The organism is Mesoflavibacter zeaxanthinifaciens subsp. sabulilitoris (assembly GCF_014191595.1).
In the GTDB taxonomy this organism is placed as follows: domain Bacteria; phylum Bacteroidota; class Bacteroidia; order Flavobacteriales; family Flavobacteriaceae; genus Mesoflavibacter; species Mesoflavibacter zeaxanthinifaciens.
The window spans coordinates 31,361-48,581 of sequence record NZ_JACHWV010000006.1; the positions used below are offsets into that span (position 1 = coordinate 31,361).

Sequence of the window (17,221 nt, forward strand, 5' to 3'; positions counted from 1 at the left end):
TTTAACTGTTTAGCGCCTTAATCTTACTAAATACATCCCAAACTACAACGCCACAACTTACGCTAATATTTAAAGAGTGTTTAGTGCCATATTGCGGTATTTCAATAACATTATCGCTAGCATTAACTACTTTTTGAGAGACACCTTTTACTTCGTTGCCAAAAACTAATGCGTATTTAGTGTTTGCTTCTGGTGTAAATTGGTCTAACATAACCGCATTTTCGGCTTGTTCTATACTTAAAACTTTGCAATTTTCAGCTTTAAGTTTTTCAACTAATTCAATAGTGTTTTCTACATATTCCCAATCAACAGTTTCTGTACTTCCCAATGCAGTTTTATGTATGTCTTTATGTGGTGGCGTAGCTGTAATTCCGCAGAGATAAATTTTTTCAACTAAAAACGCATCACTTGTTCTAAATACACTACCAATATTATTTAAACTTCTAATGTTGTCTAACACAATAATAATAGGTGTTTTTTTAGAGTGTTTAAAATCTTCAACACTTAGTCGGTCTAGTTCGCTGTTTTTTAGTTTTCTCATATTGCAAATATTCAAAAAAAAACTTCCTTTTTTCAAAGGAAGTTTTAATAAAAAGTATTTAAATAAGGTTTAATGTACCTCTTCTTTAGTTTCTGTTTCTTTTGCTTCTTCAACTTTTGGCTTAACAGTTCCTTTAATTCTTAATCTAACAGTAGCCGAGTTAATAGCATTTGTAGTTAATGTAATTGTTTTAGAAAAACCACCAGTTCTGTTTGTTGCGTAACGTACTTTAATAACATCAGATGCTCCTGGCGCAATTGGTGTTCTTGGCCAAGTTGGTACTGTACAACCACAAGATCCTTTGGCGTTTGTGATTACTAATGGAGCGTCACCTGTATTTGTAAATTTAAATTCTCTATTTCCATCTGCACCATTTTCAATTGTACCATAGTCTATTGTTTTAGATTCAAATTCAATTTTTGCGCCTTTAGTATTAGTTATTTCTTTAGCAGTTTCAGTTTTTTCTGCTGTTTGAGCAACGCTAAATGTAATCATTCCGATTAAAGCAAAGCTTAACAATATTAATTTTTTCATGGTAAATATTTATAGGATTATTGGACAAATTTAGAAAAATAGATATACTTCTTTGGTTAATTAAATAATAATTTAAACATCGTTTTATAGCATCTGGTAAATTGATTAAATTCGCAATCAAACCAAAATCAAAATATATTCCCTTTGGCAGCAAAATCTAAAACCAAAAAAGTAACACCATTAATGAAGCAGTACAACGCTATAAAAGCGAAATACCCTGATGCTTTATTACTGTTTAGAGTTGGAGATTTTTATGAAACTTTTGGAGAAGATGCTGTAAAAACTGCCGAAATTTTAGGTATCATTTTAACCAAAAGAGGCGCAGGAAGTGATAGCGAAACAGAATTAGCAGGTTTTCCGCATCACTCATTAAACACCTATTTACCTAAGCTGGTAAAGGCTGGCGAGCGTGTTGCAATTTGCGACCAGTTAGAAGATCCTAAACAAACAAAAACCATTGTTAAACGTGGTGTGACCGAGTTGGTAACTCCTGGTGTAGCTTTAAATGATGAGGTGCTTCAATCTAAAACAAACAACTTTTTATGTTCGGTTTATTTTGGAAAATTATCCATAGGAATTTCATTTTTAGACATCTCTACGGGTGAGTTTTTAACCGCGCAAGGTAATGCAGAATACATAGATAAGTTACTTCAAAATTTTAGCCCAAGTGAAGTCCTAGTTTCTAAACCAAAACGCAACAAATTTACAGAAGTATTTGGAGGTGATTTTCATACCTTTAATCTTGAAGATTGGGTATATCAAACCGATTTTGCTAATGAAACTTTACTTAAACATTTTGATACAAAATCATTAAAAGGTTTTGGTGTAGAAGATTTAAAAGAAGGTATTATTGCAGCAGGTTCTATCTTACATTATTTAGCCGAAACGCAACATCATAAGCTAGAACATATTACTTCAATAGCAAGAATTGCCGAAGACGATTATGTCTGGATGGATAAGTTTACCATTAGAAACTTAGAGCTGTATAACTCTACAAACAATAATGCAGTTACACTTTTAAATGTTATCGATAAAACCATATCTGCTATGGGCGGACGTATGCTTAAACGTTGGTTAGCATTACCGTTAAAACATGCAGATAAAATTAAGCAACGTCATGAGGTAGTTTCTTATTTAAAAGACAATGATACGGTTTTACATAAAATTCAAAATTATATAAAAAACATAGGCGATTTAGAACGTTTAATTTCTAAAATTGCTACGCAAAAGGTAAGTCCTCGTGAAGTTATTCAACTAAAAAACTCATTAGAAGCAATTGTTCCAATAAAATCATTGGCAACCAATTGTGATAACGAATCTTTAAAGATTATCGGTGATAATTTACAAAGCTGTAATGTGCTTCGCGAAAAGATAAAAGAAACTTTAAACGAAGACGCGCCGGTTAATGTTTTAAAAGGAAATACAATTGCAAACGGATTTTCTTCTGAATTAGATGAACTTAGAGCACTATCTACATCCGGGAAAGATTATTTAGACAAGATGTTAGAGCGAGAGAGTGAACGTACAGGTATTACTTCTCTAAAAATAGCATCTAACAACGTATTTGGTTACTATATTGAAGTAAGAAACACACATAAGGATAAAGTGCCAGAAGAATGGATACGTAAGCAAACCTTAGTAAGTGCAGAGCGTTATATTACTGAAGAATTAAAAGAATACGAAGCTAAAATTTTAGGAGCAGAAGAGCGTATTCTTACAATCGAACAGAAGTTATTTGCAGATTTGGTACAATGGATGAACCAATACATAAAACCAGTACAACAAAATGCTTATTTAATTGGGCAGTTAGACTGTTTGTGCGGTTTTTCACAATTGGCGACACAAAATAATTATGTGTATCCACAATTAGATGATTCTTTTGACTTAGAGATTAAAGATGGTCGTCATCCAGTAATAGAAAAACAACTACCAATTGATGAACCGTATATTGCAAATTCAGTATTTTTAGATAGAGAAACACAACAAATTATTATGATTACTGGACCAAATATGTCTGGTAAATCGGCAATATTACGTCAAACTGCCTTAATTGTTTTACTAGCGCAAATAGGAAGTTTTGTGCCAGCAAAAGAAGCTAGAATTGGTGTCGTAGACAAGATTTTTACACGTGTTGGAGCCAGTGATAACATTTCTATGGGAGAATCTACGTTTATGGTAGAAATGAATGAAACAGCGTCTATTCTTAACAATATTTCAAATAGAAGTTTAGTCTTGTTAGACGAAATTGGTCGCGGTACAAGTACTTATGATGGTATTTCAATAGCTTGGGCAATTAGCGAATATTTACATGAACATCCAGCAAAACCTAAAACTCTTTTTGCAACGCATTATCACGAGTTAAATGAAATGTCAGAAACATTTAGCCGTATTAAAAACTTTAATGTTTCGGTTAAAGAGCTTAAAGATAATGTATTATTCTTACGTAAATTAGTAGAAGGAGGTAGCGAACATAGTTTTGGGATACATGTTGCAAAGATGGCAGGAATGCCACAACAAGTATTACACAGAGCTAATAAAATATTAAAGAAATTAGAGAAAAGTCATTCTAGCGAAGAGCTAACAGACAAGGTTAAATCTATGCAAGATGAAATGCAATTAAGCTTTTTTAACCTAGACGATCCACTGCTAGAAAATATTAAAGAAGAAATTTTAGAAACAGATATTGATACCTTAACACCAGTGGAAGCCTTAATGAAGCTAAATGAGATTAAACGTATGTTGTTGAAAAAGAAGTAAGTAAAAATTATTTTTATTTTTTTTAAAAAAAGGCTTTGTAAATCGTAAATATATTTTAAATTTGCATCCGCAATAGCAATATTGCTCGTTCATTAAAAAAGACTGCGAAAGTAGCTCAGGGGTAGAGCATCACCTTGCCAAGGTGAGGGTCGCGGGTTCAAATCCCGTCTTTCGCTCTGATACTTTCTTAAAAATATACCAAGATGCTGAAGTGGTGGAATTGGTAGACACGTTGGACTTAAAATCCAATGACCGTTTTGGTCGTGCGGGTTCAAGTCCCGCCTTCAGTACAAAAGCCTTATCAAATGATAAGGCTTTTTTTATTTACAATAAGTTATAGACATAAAAAAGCTCACTTAAATTTAAGTGAGCTTTTCAATTTAAAGAGTAATTCTCTTAATTATCGTCATCAGTAGCTTCTTTTACTGCATCCTTAACAGATTCTCCTGCTTCTTTAGTCTCTTCAACAGCTTCATCAATTGCTTTTCCTGTAGCTTCAAAACCATCTTTTGCAGCCTCTTCAGTTTCTTCTGCAGCATTCTCTACAGCATCACCTGTTGCTTCTGCAGCATTTTCAATGGTATCTTCAACTTCTTCTGCTTTTTTTTCGTCTCTACAAGATGTAAAGGCTATTGCAGATACTAAAACAGCACTTAATAATAGTTTTTTCATTTTTAATTGTTTTTGATTAGTAATTCTTTAAAGTTATGAATGAATTTTAAAAGAAATGAATATTTCTCTTACTTTTTTAATTTATAACCTTGTTACATATACTATTTACGAAGAAAACCTATTATTTGGATGATAGTACCTTCTTTTTCTTTTACAAAGTTGAAACTTTTTTTACTAGTTTCTTTTCTAAATATCTTATTTTCAATAAGTAAGTCTAATTTGTTTTTAAGTGAAGAATAATCATTAACAGAAAAGACATTGCCATTATCAATCATTTCTTGCGCTTCAGGAAATTTTTTGTAGTTAGCACCAATTATAATTGGTACTCCAAAAACAGCTGGTTCTAGTATATTATGCAAACCTGTTTTTCCCATTGCGCCACCAACATAAGCTATATCTGCATAGCTATATATTTTACTTAAAATGCCGATAGTGTCAATAATGAAGACGCTTGAATTACTAAGATCTGTATTATCTTTATTTGAGAATAAAACAGTGTCCTTTTTTATTGAATTTTTTAAGCCTTCAATTTGCTTAGCTTTTATATTATGAGGCGCAATGATAAACTTTACATCATGTTTGCATTGATTAATGTATGGTACTAAAATAGCTTCATCTTCTGGCCAAGAACTACCAATAACAATGCATAATTTATCTTGTTTAAAAGTTTCAATAAAATCAAGAGTATTATCAATTTGCAACTGATTTAAAACACGATCAAACCTTGTGTCGCCAGAAACAGTAGCATTTTTATAGCCTATATTTTCAAGTAGATTTTTAGAGTCTTCGTTTTGCGTAAAAATATGTTCAAAAGCAAAAAGTGCTTCTTTAGTTTGTGTACCATACCATTTAAAAAAGGATTGATCTTTTCTAAATACAGCCGAAATTAATACGGCGCGCAAACCCTTCTTTTTAATTTCATTTAAATAATTTGGCCAAATTTCGTACTTCACAAAAACCGTTAACTCAGGATTTATAAGTTTAATAAATTGTTTAGCATTAGATTTTGTGTCTAATGGTAAATACACAACAACATCTGCAAAAGGGGCATTTTTTCTAATCTCAAAACCAGAAGGAGAGAAAAAAGTTAAAATAATTTTGTGCTTAGGGTAATCCTTTCTTAGTATGTCAAAAATAGGCAAACCCTGTTCGTATTCACCCAAAGACGCACAATGAAACCAAAGTGTTTTATCTCCTTTTTTAATTTCATTTTTAAGAATATCAAACGTATTTGCGCGTCCTTTTACACCTAATTTAATTTTATGGTTAAAAAGCGCAATACCTTTTAAAACAAAGGAAGTCAAATAAATAAGGATGTTATAGATAATATTCAAATTAATTTGTTTGTGCTAAAATACGTAATTCATTGGTTAGCGTTGGCTAATTTTGTAAATTCGTTACATAAACGATTATAAATTAAAATCGAGTGAAAAAAATACAAATGGTTGACCTTAAAGGTCAATACGCTGATATAAAACAAGAAGTAGATACTTCAATACAAGAGATTATTGATAATACAGCTTTTATTAATGGTCCTAAAGTGCATCAATTTCAAAAAAACTTAGAAAATTATTTAGGTGTAAAGCATGTTATACCATGTGCAAATGGTACAGATGCTTTACAAATAGCAATGATGGGATTAGGTTTAGAGCAAGGTGATGAGGTCATTACAGCCGATTTCACTTTTGCTGCAACTGTAGAAGTTATTGCGCTTCTAAAATTAACACCAGTTTTAGTAGATGTAGATCCAGATAATTTTAATATCGATATAGATGCTATAAAAAAGGCAATTACGCCTAAAACAAAAGCAATTGTGCCAGTACATTTGTTTGGTCAATGTGCTAACATGGAAGCGATAATGCAAATAGCTAAAGAGCATAACCTTTATGTTATAGAAGATAATGCGCAAGCTATAGGAGCTAACTACACATACCAAGATGGTACAAAAGCAAAAGCAGGAACAATAGGTCATGTAGCTTCAACATCATTTTTTCCTTCAAAAAACTTAGGATGTTATGGTGATGGTGGCGCTATTTTTACAAACGATGACGATTTAGCACATACCATTAGAGGTATTGTAAATCACGGAATGTACGAGCGTTATCGCCATGATGTAGTCGGTGTAAATTCACGTTTAGACTCTATCCAAGCAGCAGTTTTAGATGCCAAATTACCACATTTAGATAATTATAATCAAGCACGTCGTGACGCAGCAAGAAAGTACAATGCAGCCTTAAAAGACGTACCACAAATTACATTGCCTAAAACCGTAAATAATTGCGAAGGTATTTGTGATACTTGCGATTGTCACGTGTTTCATCAATACACATTAAAATTAGAAAATGTAGATAGAGATGCGTTGGTAAAATATCTAAATAGTCACGATATCCCTTGCGGTGTCTACTATCCAATACCTTTACACAAACAAAAAGCGTATCAAGATAGCAGGTACAACGAAGCAGATTTTACAGTCACTAACCAGTTGGTAAAACAAGTTATTTCTTTACCAATGCATACCGAATTAGAAGACGATCAAATTGAATTTATTACAACAAAGATTAAAGAATTTATAGCAAATAATTAGGGCGTTACCCATAAAGGGTCGGGCTTTCGCAAGTCGCAATCAAAGATGTGCTCCAACAATTGCTCAATCCCTAACGCACATTCCAGCCAATGAAGGTACTAGTAACAGGAGGATTAGGATTTATCGGATCTCATACTGTAGTCGAGCTTCAAAACAAAGGTTTTGAAGTCGTTATAATTGATAATTTATCAAATTCATCAATAAAAGTATTAGACGGTATTGTAAGTATTACAGGTAAAGCGCCACAATTTGAAAATCTAGATTTAAAAGAAAAATCTAAAGTCCAAGAATTCTTTTTAAACCATCAAGATATAGTTGGTGTTATACATTTTGCAGCAAGTAAAGCAGTTGGAGAAAGTGTAGAACAACCGTTAATGTATTATGAAAATAATATAAACACTTTAGTTTATGTGTTGCAAGAATTAACAAAATTAAAGCAATCTAATTTCATCTTTAGTTCATCTTGTACTGTCTATGGGCAAGCAGATGAATTACCAATTTCAGAAAACGCACCAATAAAACCAGCCGAATCACCTTATGGTAATACCAAACAAATAGGTGAGGAAATTATTAAAGACACCTGTAAAGTCACACCAAAATTAAATGCAATTGCTTTGCGATATTTTAATCCAATTGGAGCACATCCAACAGCAAAAATTGGCGAATTACCAATTGGAGTACCACAAAACTTAGTGCCATTTATCACACAAACAGGTGTTGGAATACGCGAGCAACTATCTGTTTTTGGTGACGACTATCCAACACCAGATGGGACGTGTATAAGAGATTACATTCATGTAGTAGATGTAGCAAAAGCACACGTTGTCGCTTTACAACGCTTGTTAGAATCTAATAATACAAGTAATTACGAGTATTTTAATTTAGGAACAGGAACAGGTAGTAGCGTGTTAGAAGTCATAAATTCTTTTGAGCGTGTTTCAGGTGAAAAGCTTAATTACAAGATTGCCAATAGAAGAGAAGGCGATGTCATTTCTGCATATGCAGACACGACAAAAGCTAATCAAGTTTTGGGTTGGAAAGCAGAATCTTCACTAGACGAGGCTATGACATCTGCTTGGAAGTGGCAAAAACGCTTAAATTCTAATTAGTATATTATAAATTATTCGGTTTTAAATTGTCAAATACGTAAGTAATCTGATAAATCGTTAAGTATATGTTATTAATATTCTGATTAACAATATTTTAATGTTTTAAATTCGTGATTGGTTAATATTCTTGTTTATTTTGTAACTAATGCAAATGATAAAACAATGAAATTGATTACCGTCAAAAGACAAACAAAACACGAAGACAGGTTTACACCAAAAATGGGTAAATTAACTGCAAAAGTCACCTACATAAAGAAGCACTTATTAGGTATTCCTTTTAAAACATTACACAAATATCGCGAAACGTATTACGGCGAAGTTAAAGATTGTATAGATTGCAACTTAGCTAGATAACATAAAAAAAGCTTCGAAATTTTCGAGGCTTTTTTTATATGATATTAGTAAGTTTATTTGGCGTCTTTTTTCTTTTTAAAGCTACCTACAATTAAACAACCCATTCCAACCATTACAGAAACATCTGCGATGTTAAAAATTCCGGTTCTTAAAAAACCACCAAAATCTAAATGCAAAAAGTCGGTAACAGATCCATAAACAATACGATCGTAAACATTTGCTATTCCGCCACCAATGATACAACAAAACCCAACTAAGGTCATATTGTCCATTGTTTTTTCTTTTATAATATGTCTTAACACAAAAGCTAAAACTAATATTGGTAAAATTAGTAGCAATGCGATTCTTAATCCAGGACTAAAATCGCTTCCCATTCCTAAAAATGCGCCTTCGTTTTCTACATTATGAAGCGTAAAAACATCTCCTATAATTTCACTAACGCTTCCTTTAGCAACTTCTGCTCTTACAATAAATTTAGAAATTTGATCTAAAGCTATGTTAAGGATAATTAATCCGGTAATTAATATGTTTCTAGAACTCATTAATTATTAGTGCTTAAAGTTGCAGATTCGGTTTCAGCAGATCTATCAATCTTTTTTACTAAGCCTTGTAAAACTTTTCCAGGACCAACTTCAGTAAAAAGTGTAGCACCATCAGTAATCATTTGTTGTACAGATTGTGTCCAACGTACAGGCGCTGTTAATTGCGAAATTAAATTAGCTTTGATTTCAGTTTCATCTATAATAGCGCTAGCTGTTACGTTTTGGTATATTGGGCAATTAGGTTTGCTAAACATTGTGTTTTCTATAGCTGTAGCTAATTCTTCTCTAGCTGGTTCCATCATTGGCGAGTGAAATGCGCCACCAACAGGAAGTACTAAAGCACGTCTTGCGCCAGCTTCTTTCATAGCTTCACAAGCTCGATTGATTGCTTCTACTTCTCCAGAGATTACTAATTGACCTGGACAGTTGTAGTTTGCAGCAACAACAACACCTTCGGTTTTTGCACAAATATCTTCAACTAATTTGTCTTCTAAACCTAAAACAGCCGCCATAGTACTTGGTTGGATTTCGCAAGCTTTTTGCATAGCCATAGCACGTTGCGATACTAATTTTAAACCATCTTCAAAGCTTAATGCTCCGTTTGCTACTAATGCAGAAAATTCACCTAAAGAGTGACCTGCAACCATATCTGGTTTAAAGCTATCACCTAAAGTTTTTGCTAAAATTACCGAATGTAAAAAGATAGCTGGTTGCGTTACTTTAGTTTCTTTTAATTGGTCTGCAGTACCTTCAAACATAATATCTGTAATGTTAAACCCTAAAATTGAGTTGGCATCTTCAAATAAATGTTGAGCTTCTGGAGAGTTTTCGTATAAATCAAGTCCCATACCAGTAAACTGAGCACCTTGACCAGGAAAAATATATGCTTTCATTAAATTTAGTTTCTTAATTATTGAGCAAAAATAGGAATAAAATATTAAAGAAAACTATTGATTTTAAAGCTTCTCGATACAATTTGTTTATACTTCACAAATCACTCGAAGTGACTAAAATTAATAATTACATGACGTCGGTTCGAGTGACGCGACGATAGAAGCGTTGTATCGAGAACTATGTTAAATTGATTAAAAATAGTAGAAAAAATCTAGGTTCTTGTCTCTATATTCTTGGATCTATAAATTACAAATTCCCAGTAGCAGCTTCTGCACAGCGTTCGCCATCCATAGCTGCGCTAATAATTCCGCCAGCATAACCTGCGCCTTCACCACAAGGATATAAATTGGTGATTTCTGGATGATGTAATTGGTCTGTTCTTGGTATACTAACTGGTGATGAGGTACGAGATTCTACACCAATAATATTGGCTTCTTCGGTGTAATAGCCATTCATTTTATCACCAAAAGCTTTAAAACCTTTACGTAAAGCACTACCAATAATTTTAGGAAATAAGCTGTGTAAAGGCGCACTTTTTATACCTGGCTGGTAGGACGTTTCGTTTAAAGTTGAAGATAATTTACCTTCTACAAAATCGGTCATACGTTGTGCTGGCGCAGTTTGATCACGATTACCAGAGGTAAAGGCTAATTTTTCAAAATCTTTTTGAAATTCTAATGCTTTTAAAGCGCCAAATTGTTCGTATTTATGTAAATCTTTGTCCGCATTAATTTCAACAACAATACCAGAATTAGCAAATTTATTGTTTCGTCTAGAAGGCGACATACCATTAACTACAACTTCGCCATTTGCAGTTGCTGCAGGAACAATAAATCCGCCAGGACACATACAAAAGCTGTATACGCCACGTCCGTTTACTTGCTGTACTAAACTGTATGAAGCAGCTGGTAATAACGGATGTCTTTCGCCAGAACAATGATATTGAATGTTGTCAATAATCTGTTGTGGATGCTCTGCACGTACGCCCATTGCAAAACTTTTAGCCTCAATTGCTATTTGTTTTTTATTTAATAAATAGAAAATATCTCTTGCAGAATGACCTGTTGCAAGAATTACTTTTTCGGTAGTTAATTCCTCACCATTATTAAGTTGAAGCGCAACTATTTTTTCATTTTTTATAATGAAATCGGTAACGCGTGTATTAAAATGAATTTCGCCACCAAAATCTAAAATAGTTTGTCTAATATTTTGAACGACCTTAGGTAGTTTGTTAGTACCAATATGCGGATGCGCATCGACCAGAATTTGATCTGTTGCGCCATGAAAGACAAGATTTTCAAAAATACGACGTACATCACCACGTTTTAAACTACGTGTGTATAGTTTTCCGTCAGAATATGTACCTGCACCACCTTCGCCAAAACAGTAATTAGAATCTTCGTTTACAAAATGATCTTGATTTATGGCTTTAAGATCACGACGTCTGTCTTGCACATTAGCACCACGTTCTAAAACGATGGGTTTGTAACCAAGTTCTACACAGCGCAATGCTGCATACATACCAGCAGGACCAAAACCAATAATATGAATAGGTTTAGCGTTAGATACGTCTTTGTATTCAAAATGATAGTCGGAAGTTTCTGGAACAGGTTCTTTTATAAAGACCGATACTTTATAGTTGAAGATAATTTTTGGCTTACGTGCATCGATAGATTTACGTAGGATTTTAATGCCCGAAATATCTTCACGCGGTATAGACAACCATTCCGCAGATTTAATTAATAATATATCTGGGATTTCTTCTTCTTTAAGAGAAACACGAAGTTGAATGTCTTTTACCATAATGCGAAATTAGGTAAATTTTGAATGAAACTTAGTAATAAATTAAATTCTCTCAAAAGTTAAAAACGAAAACTCATATTGATGATTATCATCTTTTTTATGAAAAACATTTGAGGTTTCTTCAAATATTGAAGTATCTATTTTCGGGAAAAAAGTATCAGCTTCCGGAAATGTTGCATGTACACGCGTAATTTCTATTTTGCTAGCGTATGGCATAGCCTGTTTGTAAATTTCTCCGCCACCAATAATAAAAGGTTGCGAGTCTTTTTTAGCTATGTTTATTGCGTCTTCTATGCTATTAACAATTATAACACCATCTGGCGCTTTATAATTTGATTGTCTTGTAATTACAATGTGTGTGCGATTTGGTAATGGTTTTGGAAAACTTTCAAAAGTCTTTCGACCCATAATTATATGATGTCCAGAAGTTAGTGATTTAAAGCGTTTAAGGTCATCACGAAGATGCCAAATAAGATCGTTATCTTTTCCTATTTCGTTATTTTCCCCAGCAGCAACAATCATAGTTAAGTTGTCAACTATTTTGTTGTTTTTTTGATTAAATACTTGACTTTCTGCAATAGTTAAATCTTCTTTTTCCAGTTGTGCTTTTAATTTTTCTATGCGTACTTTTTGTTTGTTTACTAGCTTAGTCAATTGTTTTTCTTCCCATTCTTTACCCATAAATTTATGAGTAACAAATACATTAAATAAATGAAAAACAAATAAGAATAACCAAACAATAATAGCAATTACAAACCAATCTTGACCAAAAATTTTTAGATCTTGACCAATACCTAAAACGGTATTTGCTAAGATTAAAAATAAAGCGCCAATTAAAAATATAACAAAATGATAGTATAGGCGTTTTTTTTGTTTAACACGTTGTTGAGCATTTTTTATTAATTCTAATTGCTCTTTATCTATCTGCGGTTTTTCCTTTTTTTTGCCGAACATATAATTGTTATTAAACAGCAACTGCACCTTTAATGTGTGGATGCGGATTATAATTTTCTAATGTAAAGTCTTCAAATTTAAAATCGAAAATATCTTTTACTTCAGGATTTAACTTCATTGTTGGTAATGGTCTGCAGTCTCTAGATAATTGCAATTCTAATTGCTCTAAATGGTTATTGTAAATATGTGCATCTCCGAAAGTATGAATGAATTCTCCAGCTTCGTAACCGCAAACTTGCGCCATCATCATTGTGAATAAAGCATAAGATGCAATGTTAAACGGTACACCTAAAAAGATATCTGCACTACGTTGGTATAGTTGACAAGATAATTTACCATTAGCCACATAAAACTGAAAAAACGCATGGCACGGTGGTAAAGCCGCTTTACCATTAGCAACATTTTCACTAAAGCTTTTAGAAGTGTCTGGCATTACAGAAGGATTCCAAGCAGATACTAGCATACGTCTACTATCTGGATTGTTTTTTAGTGTGTTTATCACTTCTTTAATTTGGTCAATCTCGTCACTATTCCAGTTTCTCCATTGGTGACCATACACAGGACCAAGATCTCCGTTTTCGTCAGCCCATTCGTTCCATATTCTTACACCGTTTTCTTGTAAATAGTTAATGTTGGTGTCGCCTTTTAAAAACCAAAGTAACTCATGTATAATAGATTTTAAGTGTAGTTTTTTTGTGGTTACCATAGGAAAACCTTCACTTAAATCAAATCTCATTTGGTAACCAAAAACACTTTTGGTGCCTGTTCCTGTTCGGTCTTCTTTAGCGTTTCCGTGTTCTAAAACGTGTTTTACAAGGTCGTGATATTGCTTCATAATATTATTTCTGCGAAAGCAGAAATCTCATTTTTAGTTATAAAAATAGCTAGTTATTTTGAAAAAAGGAATAGCTAAAAACGAAAATAAACAAAATTCAATGTAGTTAATTAGTTAATTGATTTTAAGATATTAAAAGTTATTAACTACTATTTTAAATGAAAAAGTTACGTCTTGGATTTAAAAATTTCTGCTTTCGCAGAAATTGTTTTAACCAATAATCATTCCTGCAATTGTAGCTGATATTAGAGAAGCAATTGTACCTCCAATTAAAGCTTTTATACCAAATTGCGATAATGTTTTACGTTGTCCAGGTGCTAAAGAACCAATACCACCAATTTGAATTCCGATAGAAGCAAAATTTGCAAAACCACAAAGCATATATGTAGCCATAATAATTGACTTTTCATACTTTAAATGTGTTGGATTTGCTATGTTTTTTAAGTCTGCTAATTGAATGTATCCAATAAATTCTGATGCAGCTAATTTAATTCCTAAAAGTTGTCCCATTAAAGCCATATCTTCTTTAGCAACACCAATTAACCACATAAGAGGAGAGAAGATATAACCGAGAATAAGTTCTAATGATAAATTTTGATACGGTGTATTATCTGCAATCCAAGAGTTAAAAGTAGTAACATCTCCAACCCAGCCTAAAATACCATTAATCATTGCAATAAAAGCAACAAAAACTAAAAGCATAGCACCAACATTAACAGCAAGTCTTAAACCTTCTGTAGTACCGTTGGCAATAGCATCTAAAATATTAGATCCAATTTTTTCTTGCGACACTTCAACGTCTGTATTTACTTTTTCGGTTTGAGGATATAGTATTTTTGAAATAACAATAGCACCTGGTGCAGCCATAACGGATGCTGCTAATAAGTGTTTAGCATAGAAAAGGCGTAAAGCTTCATCTTCACCTCCTAAAAAACCAATATAAGCGGCAAGTACAGCGCCAGCAACAGTAGCCATACCACCAATCATAACAAGAAGCATCTCAGACTTATTCATTTTTTCTAAGTATGCCTTAATTAATAGAGGTGCTTCGGTTTGTCCTAAAAAGATGTTACCAGCAACAGATAGACTTTCTGCTCCAGAAATTTTTAAGGCTTTTGATAATAACCAAGCCATTCCTTTAACTACCTTTTGAATAATTCCTAGGTAAAAAAGAACAGATGTTAATGCTGAAAAGAAAATAATAGTTGGTAACACTTGAAAGGCAAAGATAAAACCGAAAGTATCCATATCTACTACTAAACCTTCAAATAAAAATTTGCTTCCTGCTCTTGTAAAATCTAAGACACTTACAAAAAGTCCACCAACAAATTCAAAACCATTTTTTATAAAGTCTACTTTTAAAACGCCTATTGCAATTAATAATTGAAAAGCTAGACCTATTCCAACAATTTTCCAATCAATAGCTCTACGATTACTACTAAATAGAAAAGCTATTACTATTAAAGAAACCATACCTAGCGCACCACGCCATAAACTATTAAATGAAAACCCTTGATTTGGGATTATTTGATTTGCTTCTGCAACGGTTGTTTCTTTTTTGGATTGTGGTTTTACAACAAACTTATAGATGTTTTCTTTTTGGGATAATACTAAAGTTGAATCTGTTAAGTTTTTAATTTTAAACCTTTTTGTCATTTCAAAAGGTGTATCATAATAAAAAACTAAAACTTTATTTTGAAAAATATAATCTCCGCTAGCATCTTTTAGCTTAAAAGAACCTTGATTTAATTTAAGCTCTGTGTTTTTTTGAATAATTAGCGGTTTGGTGTCTGTAGAATTGATATTAATGTTACTAGTGTCTAACAACCAATCTTTACTAATATCTTGCGCTAAAGTAGAGGTAAATGCAAGTAAGAAGGTTACTGTAACAATTAAAAAATTTTTCATTTGTAAAAAGTGTAAGTTATCTTTTAGATATTTCGTCTCTAATTTTAGCTGCTTTTTCGTAGTCTTCGTTGTTAACAGCTTCATCTAAAAGTTTATGAAGTTCTTCTATGCTTTTAGACTGTAATTCGTCTTTAGAAGAAGAGGTTTCTAATTCTAATTCTTCGTTAATTATTTCATTAACTAATACGTCATCTTCGTCTTCGTTGTCTTCATCTTTTGGGTCTACTTTTAAGTAGATACCAGCTTTGTCTAGAATATTTTTGTAAGTAAAAATAGGTGCTTGAAAACGGAGTGCTAGTGCAATAGCATCACTGGTTCTTGCGTCAATAATTTCTTCAATTTTATCACGCTCGCAGATTAATGAAGAGTAGAAAACACCATCTACTAACTTATGTATAATGACTTGTTTGACCACAATATCAAAACGGTCTGCAAAATTTTTAAATAAATCGTGGGTAAGTGGTCTTGGTGGTTTAATTTCTTTTTCTAAAGCAATAGCTATAGATTGTGCTTCAAAAGCACCAATAACGATAGGTAATTTACGGTCTCCGTCAACCTCATTTAAGATAAGCGCATAGGCGCCATTTTGGGTTTGGCTGTACGAAATTCCTTTAATATTTAGTCTTACTAAACTCATGCAATCAAAAACACAAAGAACTGTTTAAATTAGGACTTTACCAAACCGTAAGGGTTAGATTTTTGTGCAAAATTTAAACAGTCCTTATTATATCAGACTTAAAGTTAAAAAAAAAATTAAGCGTTTGCTGATTTAAAAGCTTTTAATTTTTCTATAAGTTGAGGTACGACTTCAAAAGCGTCACCAACAACTCCATAATCTGCAGCTTTAAAGAAAGGTGCTTCTGGATCTGTGTTGATTACTACTTTTACTTTAGAGGCGTTAATACCAGCTAAGTGTTGGATGGCACCACTAATACCAATAGCAATGTAAAGGTTAGAAGCTACAGGTTTTCCTGTTTGTCCAACGTGTTCGCTATGTGGTCTCCAGCCTAAGTCAGAAACTGGTTTAGAGCATGCTGTTGCTGCGCCTAAAACGTCTGCTAATTCTTCAACCATTCCCCAGTTTTCTGGACCTTTTAAGCCACGACCAGCAGATACTACAATTTCTGCATCTGCAATAGTTACTTTGTCTGTTACTTTATCTACAGACTCTACAGTAACTCCTGACGAAGCAATTTCAGGAGAAAAATCTTCAGAAGAAGCACTTGCACTGTTTTCAACTAAGCCAAAAGAGTTGTTTGATACACCAACAATCTTTACATCTGTATCTATAGTTGTAAAGTTAAATGCTTTGTTAGTAAAAGCTGTACGTTTTACTGTAAAAGGAGAAGTAGATGTAGGAATAGCTACTACATTAGATGCATATCCTGCGTCTAATCCTACAGATAATAATGGAGCTAAATATTTGCTGTCTGCGCTTTGACTAAGTACAACTACTTTAGATCCTTCTTGCTTTGCTGCTTGAGATAAAACTGAAGCATAAGATTTTGCGTTAAACTTTGCTAAACCATCGTTAGATACATTAAGTACTTTGTCTACACCGTATTTACCTAATTCTGAAGTGTCATTTACATTAACTGCAACCGCAGTAACGCTTGTGCCCATTTGGTCTGCAACCGCTTTAGCGTAAGATGCAACCTCAAAAGCAGCTTTTTTAAAAGTTCCGTTTTCTGATTCTGTATATACTAAAATTGACATGTTTATAATTTTTTAAAT

The 17,221-nt window shown here is 32.9% G+C and carries 16 protein-coding genes and 2 tRNA genes; 6 read left to right on the plus strand and 12 right to left on the minus strand.

The features are described from left to right. Position 1: 1 nt before the first annotated feature. Positions 2-541, minus strand: coding sequence for an RNA methyltransferase (locus FHS04_RS09845; RefSeq protein WP_106676472.1), 540 nt, complete (start codon positions 539-541; stop codon positions 2-4). Between the two features lie 69 nt (positions 542-610). Continuing rightward, positions 611-1,075, minus strand: a complete 465-nt coding sequence (locus FHS04_RS09850; RefSeq protein ID WP_106676474.1) for a DUF1573 domain-containing protein — start codon at positions 1,073-1,075, stop codon at positions 611-613. A 183-nt stretch (positions 1,076-1,258) separates the two neighbouring features. Here FHS04_RS09850 and mutS point away from each other — a divergent pair, with 183 nt between their 5' ends. The 3 genes from mutS (at position 1,259) to FHS04_RS09865 (ending at position 4,122) form a co-directional block, all read left to right on the plus strand. Further along, the gene (mutS, locus tag FHS04_RS09855; protein ID WP_106676812.1) at positions 1,259-3,832 is read left to right on the plus strand and encodes a DNA mismatch repair protein MutS; all 2,574 of its coding nucleotides are present in this window, start codon (positions 1,259-1,261) and stop codon (positions 3,830-3,832) included. Between the two features lie 104 nt (positions 3,833-3,936). Next, positions 3,937-4,008 (plus strand) — tRNA-Gly (locus tag FHS04_RS09860). Between the two features lie 29 nt (positions 4,009-4,037). Beyond that, positions 4,038-4,122: transfer RNA gene (locus tag FHS04_RS09865), tRNA-Leu, on the plus strand. Between the two features lie 106 nt (positions 4,123-4,228). On the opposite strand, the gene FHS04_RS09870 is transcribed toward FHS04_RS09865, so the two are convergent. Together FHS04_RS09870 and FHS04_RS09875 are read right to left on the minus strand one after the other, a co-directional pair. Then, on the minus strand, positions 4,229-4,504 hold the full coding sequence (locus FHS04_RS09870) for a hypothetical protein (RefSeq protein WP_027880495.1): 276 nt from the start codon (positions 4,502-4,504) through the stop codon (positions 4,229-4,231). A 101-nt stretch (positions 4,505-4,605) separates the two neighbouring features. Continuing rightward, positions 4,606-5,808: a 3-deoxy-D-manno-octulosonic acid transferase gene (locus tag FHS04_RS09875; RefSeq protein WP_260155969.1), complete on the minus strand. Its 1,203-nt coding sequence runs from the start codon at positions 5,806-5,808 to the stop codon at positions 4,606-4,608. Between the two features lie 137 nt (positions 5,809-5,945). Here FHS04_RS09875 and FHS04_RS09880 point away from each other — a divergent pair, with 137 nt between their 5' ends. The 3 genes from FHS04_RS09880 (at position 5,946) to FHS04_RS09890 (ending at position 8,551) form a co-directional block, all read left to right on the plus strand. Then, complete coding sequence (locus FHS04_RS09880; RefSeq protein WP_181256101.1) at positions 5,946-7,088, plus strand: DegT/DnrJ/EryC1/StrS family aminotransferase; 1,143 nt, start codon at positions 5,946-5,948, stop codon at positions 7,086-7,088. 89 nt (positions 7,089-7,177) lie between these two features. After that, positions 7,178-8,197, plus strand: coding sequence for a UDP-glucose 4-epimerase GalE (gene galE / locus FHS04_RS09885; RefSeq protein WP_106676480.1), 1,020 nt, complete (start codon positions 7,178-7,180; stop codon positions 8,195-8,197). Positions 8,198-8,359: 162 nt separating this feature from the next. Beyond that, positions 8,360-8,551: a hypothetical protein gene (locus tag FHS04_RS09890; protein WP_027880499.1), complete on the plus strand. Its 192-nt coding sequence runs from the start codon at positions 8,360-8,362 to the stop codon at positions 8,549-8,551. A 53-nt stretch (positions 8,552-8,604) separates the two neighbouring features. Here FHS04_RS09890 and lspA read toward each other — a convergent pair whose 3' ends face one another. The 8 genes from lspA to FHS04_RS09930 all read right to left on the minus strand — a co-directional run bounded on the left by lspA (position 8,605) and on the right by FHS04_RS09930 (position 17,203). Further along, complete coding sequence (gene lspA / locus FHS04_RS09895) at positions 8,605-9,093, minus strand: signal peptidase II (protein ID WP_106676482.1); 489 nt, start codon at positions 9,091-9,093, stop codon at positions 8,605-8,607. Then, complete coding sequence (gene fabD, locus FHS04_RS09900) at positions 9,093-9,986, minus strand: ACP S-malonyltransferase (RefSeq protein WP_106676484.1); 894 nt, start codon at positions 9,984-9,986, stop codon at positions 9,093-9,095. Before fabD ends, lspA begins: the two co-directional genes overlap by 1 nt. A 247-nt stretch (positions 9,987-10,233) precedes the next feature. Beyond that, complete coding sequence (locus tag FHS04_RS09905; RefSeq protein WP_106676486.1) at positions 10,234-11,790, minus strand: NAD(P)/FAD-dependent oxidoreductase; 1,557 nt, start codon at positions 11,788-11,790, stop codon at positions 10,234-10,236. A gap of 42 nt (positions 11,791-11,832) precedes the next feature. After that, positions 11,833-12,744 carry a dihydrofolate reductase gene (locus tag FHS04_RS09910; protein ID WP_106676488.1) on the minus strand — a complete coding sequence of 304 codons (912 nt, stop codon included), beginning with the start codon at positions 12,742-12,744 and terminating at the stop codon, positions 11,833-11,835. Positions 12,745-12,754: 10 nt separating this feature from the next. Beyond that, positions 12,755-13,579, minus strand: coding sequence for a thymidylate synthase (locus FHS04_RS09915; protein WP_106676490.1), 825 nt, complete (start codon positions 13,577-13,579; stop codon positions 12,755-12,757). A gap of 210 nt (positions 13,580-13,789) precedes the next feature. Beyond that, entirely contained in the window at positions 13,790-15,487 is a 1,698-nt protein-coding gene (locus FHS04_RS09920) for a NupC/NupG family nucleoside CNT transporter (protein WP_106676492.1), read from the minus strand. 16 nt (positions 15,488-15,503) lie between these two features. Further along, positions 15,504-16,124 (minus strand): bifunctional nuclease family protein, encoded by a 621-nt coding sequence (locus FHS04_RS09925; protein ID WP_106676494.1) that lies wholly within the window; start codon positions 16,122-16,124, stop codon positions 15,504-15,506. A 116-nt stretch (positions 16,125-16,240) separates the two neighbouring features. After that, a complete protein-coding gene (locus tag FHS04_RS09930) occupies positions 16,241-17,203 on the minus strand; it encodes an electron transfer flavoprotein subunit alpha/FixB family protein (RefSeq protein ID WP_106676496.1) in 963 nt (320 codons plus the stop codon). Positions 17,204-17,221 lie beyond the last annotated feature (18 nt).